Origin of the sequence: Fortiea sp. LEGE XX443 (genome assembly GCF_015206815.1) — a bacterium.
Classification (GTDB): domain Bacteria; phylum Cyanobacteriota; class Cyanobacteriia; order Cyanobacteriales; family Nostocaceae; genus Nostoc_B.
In genome coordinates, this window is record NZ_JADEXZ010000136.1 from 1 (window position 1) to 5,901 (window position 5,901).

General features: G+C 40.3%; 4 protein-coding genes and 3 pseudogenes. 4 read left to right on the forward strand and 3 right to left on the reverse strand.

Going from position 1 to position 5,901, the window contains the following annotated elements:
• Positions 1-398: 398 nt before the first annotated feature.
• On the reverse strand, positions 399-2,396 hold the full coding sequence (locus IQ259_RS26500; RefSeq protein ID WP_193888965.1) for an AarF/ABC1/UbiB kinase family protein: 1,998 nt from the start codon (positions 2,394-2,396) through the stop codon (positions 399-401).
• Between the two features lie 322 nt (positions 2,397-2,718).
• Positions 2,719-2,859, reverse strand: a pseudogene (locus tag IQ259_RS26505) (Arm DNA-binding domain-containing protein); the annotation flags it as partial.
• Positions 2,860-2,940: 81 nt separating this feature from the next.
• On the opposite strand from IQ259_RS26505, the pseudogene IQ259_RS26510 reads away from it, so the two are divergent.
• From IQ259_RS26510 to IQ259_RS26525, 4 genes and pseudogenes are all read left to right on the forward strand, one after another.
• Positions 2,941-3,541 (forward strand): annotated as a pseudogene (locus IQ259_RS26510) (transposase); the annotation flags it as partial.
• Positions 3,542-3,700: 159 nt separating this feature from the next.
• A pseudogene (locus IQ259_RS26515) lies at positions 3,701-3,901 on the forward strand (IS701 family transposase); the annotation flags it as partial.
• Between the two features lie 154 nt (positions 3,902-4,055).
• Positions 4,056-4,307, forward strand: coding sequence for a type II toxin-antitoxin system Phd/YefM family antitoxin (locus tag IQ259_RS26520; RefSeq protein ID WP_193888966.1), 252 nt, complete (start codon positions 4,056-4,058; stop codon positions 4,305-4,307).
• A complete protein-coding gene (locus tag IQ259_RS26525) occupies positions 4,304-4,690 on the forward strand; it encodes a type II toxin-antitoxin system VapC family toxin (RefSeq protein ID WP_193888967.1) in 387 nt (128 codons plus the stop codon). The genes IQ259_RS26520 and IQ259_RS26525 overlap by 4 nt, the downstream gene beginning before the upstream one ends.
• A gap of 80 nt (positions 4,691-4,770) precedes the next feature.
• Here the strand turns inward: IQ259_RS26525 and IQ259_RS26530 are convergent, their stop codons facing one another.
• Positions 4,771-5,787 (reverse strand): plasmid pRiA4b ORF-3 family protein, encoded by a 1,017-nt coding sequence (locus IQ259_RS26530; protein WP_228014810.1) that lies wholly within the window; start codon positions 5,785-5,787, stop codon positions 4,771-4,773.
• Positions 5,788-5,901 lie beyond the last annotated feature (114 nt).

A 5,901-nucleotide genomic window follows, 5' to 3' on the forward strand; every position in this document is an offset into this window, starting at 1 on the left:
AACCAGCCGATGTATAGGCGGTTGTTGGTGCTGGTGATCCACTCGCAAAACCGATCCCATACGTTGGCGCTGCTGCGCTGTTGTAAGGTTGCTGTCATGTTTTTATGATTGCTGTTGTTTATGTATGAATCAGGCTGTTTTGTTTTTGCCTGTGAAGATAATTTACACTACTTTACAAAAGTTAATCAAGTACTCAGGATTTTGTAAAGATTATATTAATCATTAGCTTTACTTATTTAAAATCAGATTCAGAGTTGTGCCAAAACAGTTCAGATAAGAATTTTCACAAACCAAAAATGATTGTAGAGACGTTGCATTGCAACGTCTCTACAATCAACCGACGCTCGAAGACTCTAGAGGTTTTGATGGAAACTTGCCATACAATTCTGCTGCTTCAGCTAAATGACCTTCCTAATTTCATCAATATCTTCTGCGGCTAATAGCTCCCGAATGAGACGTGCTATGGATTTTTGGACTAAGCGAGTTCCAATTTGCTGACCCAAACGTTGTACATCAGGATTCACTAATAATTGAGCCAATTGAGGCGCTAACTGTACAGGGTCAAAACCACGGGTTTCTTGTAAAATCTTCAAGATGCCTTTGACATGTTCTAAGGTTTGTTGTTGTTCTACTGTCGCCGCTGGTGTTTCGTTGACAGATGTCAAACCTACCCGTTCTCGTAGTAAATAAGTAAAGTTGTGCAGAACATTTTTACTTAAGGCGTTGACTCCGTTCACGAATTCATCTACCAACTTGTCACGAATGAATGCACCACGTTCGGAAGCGAGAAAGTCTAAACCTTGATTTAATACTAGATTAAAGTCGTAGTCTTCGTTATTGCGAGCGTTGCGTAACAAATTTTCTAAGCGATTCCAACGGAATTTCCCTTCTTTGAATAGTAAATCTCGTAATGACGTTCTTAATTGTGGAGCGGGATCGGTTAACAGGCGTTTGGAAACGTAGGGATAAGCTTCACTGAGAACTTTGAAGTTAGGATCTATAAAGATAGCTATACCTTCCAGCGTCACAAGAGAGCGAATAATTAAAGCGTAATAAGGAGGGACGCGGAAAGGATACTCGTACATCAAAGCTGATAATTCATCGGTGATGCTTTTGATGTTGAGTTCGGCGACACTAGCACCTTGAGCATCGGCAAATACTCTGGCAAATGCTGGAATAATTGGTGTTAAGTCTGTTTCTGGTGAAAGAAAGTCTAGTTTGACGTAATCTTGGGCTAAACCTTCAAAATCACGGTTAACAACGTGAACGATCGCCTCAATTAAACCATAGCGCTGGGGTGGTTGAATCTCGCTCATCATTCCAAAGTCGAGGTAAGCCAATTTACCATCTGGTGTGGCTAACAAATTCCCTGGGTGCGGATCGGCGTGGAAAAACCCATGTTCTAACAGCTGACGCAGAGAACACTGCACACCCACTTCAATTAAATAACGCGCATCTATCCCTTGAGTGCTGATTTCTGCTGTTTGGGTTAATTTAGTCCCATTTATCCACTCCATCGTCAGTACACGACGATTGGTATATTCCCAATAAATTCTCGGTACGTAGATATCTTTTATATGACCGTACAATTGGAAAAAGCGCTCGGCATTTTCACCTTCATGGATGTAATCCATCTCTTCAAAAATGCGATCGCCTAATTCATCCAGAATCCCAACTAAATCGCTGCGTACCCGTTTGACTTTACTTTGTACCCAAGCGGCGAGACGGCGCAAAATATACAAGTCAATGGTAATCCGTTCTCTTAAGTCAGGGCGTTGGACTTTAACTGCAACTTCTTCGCCAGTTTTTAATTTTCCTTTATAAACTTGTCCCAAGGAAGCAGCCGCAATGGGCTGCGCTGAGAGTTCTGCGTAAATTTCTTCTGGTGGTGCGCCTAGTTCTTCTTTAATAAACTGGTAGGCAATTTCATTCGGGAAGGGCGGTAATTGGTCTTGTAACTTAGTTAATTCTTCTAAGTAAACAGGAGGTACTAAATCCGGTCTAGTAGACAAAGCTTGCCCAATCTTAATGTAAGCCGGCCCTAATTTCGTCAGCAATTCCCTGAGTTGAACGGCGCGACGACGGTCTTTTTTAAGCGCAATTCCCCGCTTGCTGTCCCACCACAACCCAAAAGCAAAAGCAATAGTTGGTCGCAATACCGTAGCAATCCGTTGCAAAACTTGTAGAGGTCTGCTTTGGTAATGTGCGAGAATCTCTGCGGGATTGTAACTTAGTGCGTCAGATTCAGTTTTTTGTACTAAAAGTTCTGGCGATGTCTGTGAAGGGCTATCCCTACCCACAACCAAAGCTTTTGTACCATTGCCTGATACTACTTCAGTTATTTGTAGTTCGCCCTCAATCGGTTGGGAAGTTGGGGGAAGTGTCTTAACCATCATGAAGAAAGCCACCAGTCGAATGGAACATGTTAAGTATTGTAACAATATGTTTAGCTATCAACATCCCTAATTTTAGGGATCAGCTTAATTAGCATTTTCCGAAAAAGAATGTTGTGGCTACTACTAATCAAAATATATATTTACACCAGCAGAGGCGATCGCTAGGTTTGCTACACTAAATCCCCAATGAGTCTGACGAAACCCTAAAAGTACTATTGCTTCTGGAGTGATTTCAAAGAACACAGATACTGATTATCTGCTTAGTTTTCAGCAGCGTAAGTGTAGAATCGTGAATCTGCTTTACGAGGATAAGTATTCCAGATCAAGCGGATCGCTCACAGAGTATATCTTTCTCAATCTCAGATGCCTTGATTTCAGCCAATTTCCGGTTATTTGGCGTATCTGCTAAACCAGTAGAAAGGTAATAACGCTCGCCCCTATATCTAAACCGCAACTGCAACCGACCATTAGCCCTCTTCTGTCACTTTCCGGGTATTCTGAATAAAAGGATAAAAAAAGAAAACCCTGAAAGGTAAGTAGTGCAATGGATGTAGAATTACAAATCTTGAAACATTTGGCAAGAGATGCTCACCCAACAGTTGCCACCATAGATGAATATTGTGCAGAGTATAAAGACCTATTTAAAGAAGTAAGAAATTATGAGTGCTTCAAATATTTACATCTGGGAATAATGTCCCAAATTCCCAGAAAATCATTACCAGAGATAGCGAAAGTAGTAAGTATAAACTCTGCCCAGTCGTTACATCATTTTCTAGCCAATTCAGATTGGTCAGTAAATAATTTATGGTAAAAAAAGAGCCATAACTTACTGGGAAATAACTACTGACCCAGAAACTATGCCAGAGAATTCAACTTCTTTCGTAATGACAAATCTTCAAGGTAATCTCAAAAAAACTTTAGGTGACTTATATGGATTAAGAACCTGGGTAGAATATGGTTTTCGGCAGTGTAAACAGGAACTAGGCTGGACAGATTACCGTTTCACCAATTTCCAACATATTGAGAGGTGCTGGGAGATTATTTTTTGTGTTTACACGATGATTAGTTTAAATTCTCCAGTCTTCTTAGGCTTAAATCAATCTCGTCAAATTGAGACTGAAACACAAGAAAATAGTGATGTTGATTAGAGGCAGGGGGCAGGGAGCAGGGAGAAGAGGGGACTGTAGGTACAAACCGAACTTCGTTCAGGCTCCCTTGCTCCCTTTCACCTTTGGTTAAAACCCCATCTCTTGTAGGTGGCTTTTCTCCCCTGCTAAGAGCTCCCTTACCCCCTGCTTTTTTATTTTTCTAATCATCCACAATGGAACCATGAATACGGATGGAAGAATACTTTAAATAATCTGCGTCTCATTATCCAACCACTCTTACTATTTTGGTTGATTTATCCCTGGTTAGGTATTTTCCCTAATTCACAGTTATTACTAGGATTCAATCATTTAATTGCTGCAATGAATCAATTTAAACCTGGTTATGCTTCTGGATAATTTAACTTATTTACTACTTGCTTATTCCGGAAAGTGACAGAAGAGGGCTAATACAGATAAGAGCGATCGCATAGTCAATTCTGACACGTTTCTAATGTGCGATCGCCATGACAACTCTATGCCAGGATATTAATATCCTTGTCATTAACTAGATATGTACAGCCTAGAAATCCCAGAGGGTCAAGCTGAATTTGCTGAACTACTCCGTCGAGTGCTAGAAGGAGAAGAAGTGATTATTTCTCAAGCAGGCACTCCTATCGCGCGTATAGTCCCAATTGCGGAACGGAAATTACCTCGAATTCCAGGTTTAGACCGTGGTCAGGTAACAATTTCCCCAGACTTTGATGCTCCTCTCCCCGACGAGGTGCTAAATGCTTTTATCAACCCAACAGATGCAGAAGCATGAGAGCATTACTTGATACCCATACGTTTATTTGGTGGGTTATTGACGATAACCGGCTCTCATCTACAGCTAGAGATATAATTGCTGACCCAGGGAATAACTTATTTTTTAGTGCTGCAAGCGTATGGGAAATTGTAATTAAAGTTCGTTTGGGTAAATTAAATTTACCAGAGCCACCAGAAACGTACATTCCCAGTCGGTTGTCCATAAATCGATTTGAAAGTTTGCCTATTCAAATGAATCACGCTTTACAAGTCGTCCATCTACCTGCTTTACATCAAGACCCTTTTGACCGAATTATTATTGCTCAAAGTCAAGTGGAAAAAATGCCCATAATTACTGTAGATAATAAAATCACACAGTATCCTGTTGATGTAATTTGGTAGCCAAAGATAAGAATTGCTAAAAGATGAATAAGACTCAATCAGTTACAGAAGTGAAAGGATAGCCCATCATCGCAGTAAAGCTAATCCTCGTCTTCTCCTTCTTCACCATACTGTGCTGGTGGTTCGCCATGATATTCAAGAATCTTTGGCTTTTTCATTTTGGCATTGGCAGGCTCAACATTTTCTAGCTGCAAATCAAACTCCCACTCATCCAGTAAATCAAAGGTGAATTGCAGATGATTTCCTAGCTCAAGCGGTAATTCGCCTAAGCGAAAATCGTTGGTGTTAGGTGGAATATCAACAAAGGGATGAGTAAATTCAAAAATGTGTCCTATATGGTCTTTGTAAATAAACCGATAAAGATGTTCAAAGTCAAAATCAAATGCTTCGACAACTGCGGCCGCCACTTGATCCAAATTGAGGTCGCTAGGAATAGCTATGCGTCGCCAAGCATCTAATAGCGTAACTTTAAAAGTATAAATTGCCTGCTTAAACTCTCCGTTGGCGATGACTAAGGTTTGTTCCCATTCAGGAAAGTATTGCTGGAGATATGGTTTGAGTTTTTCAAAGGTGATGTGGAAATCTAGAGATATTTCTTCATCTTCTGGCTGTCGTTCAATTTCATCATAAATTTCTGAGAGCAAACCTATCATGGCATCTCCCCAAGGACAACGTTTTACAGTAGTGATACGCCATCCTTTAGCGGGTTTTGGTTCTCCTGGAGTGAGGTCAAGAAAACCAAATAAATGCAACAGGCTAAGATTGTGGAAGCCTGGATAATAAACTAATTTATCTTGTTCTTGGTAACTGTTAACGGTTAAACCTTCATCTGGAATTTCTCGCCAAAATTGGCAGCAGCGAAATAATGGTCTATATATGTCTCTAGATTCGCCTAAGAGTTCGCCTTCTCCCCAAAGTAGCCAGGATTCTAAGAGTGTGAAATATTTTTCAGTTGGGTTGAAGCCTTGCCAAATTTTGAGGCGTTGTTCGTCTAAAACTAGTTTGGTTTTTTTGCCTTGGTTGATAACTTGAGACAGTCCAGATGTGCGAAGGACAAAGTATAACCCGTGAATCAGAAATGTTAAATGCTGATACAAAAATTTACATATATAGTTACACTAACTCTATTAAGCCTAAAATAGTCAGCATGACATCATCTCCTCAAACCAATGAACGTAACTGATTTTCTGACACATGCAAGATGGTAAATA

Excerpts from the sequence above, each read along its gene's own strand:
- IQ259_RS26525 (WP_193888967.1), top strand. The coding sequence starts at position 4,304 with ATGAGAGCATTACTTGATACCCATACGTTTATTTGGTGGGTTATTGAC.
- IQ259_RS26500 (WP_193888965.1), bottom strand. The coding sequence starts at position 2,396 with ATGATGGTTAAGACACTTCCCCCAACTTCCCAACCGATTGAGGGCGAA.
- IQ259_RS26520 (WP_193888966.1), top strand. The coding sequence starts at position 4,056 with ATGTACAGCCTAGAAATCCCAGAGGGTCAAGCTGAATTTGCTGAACTA.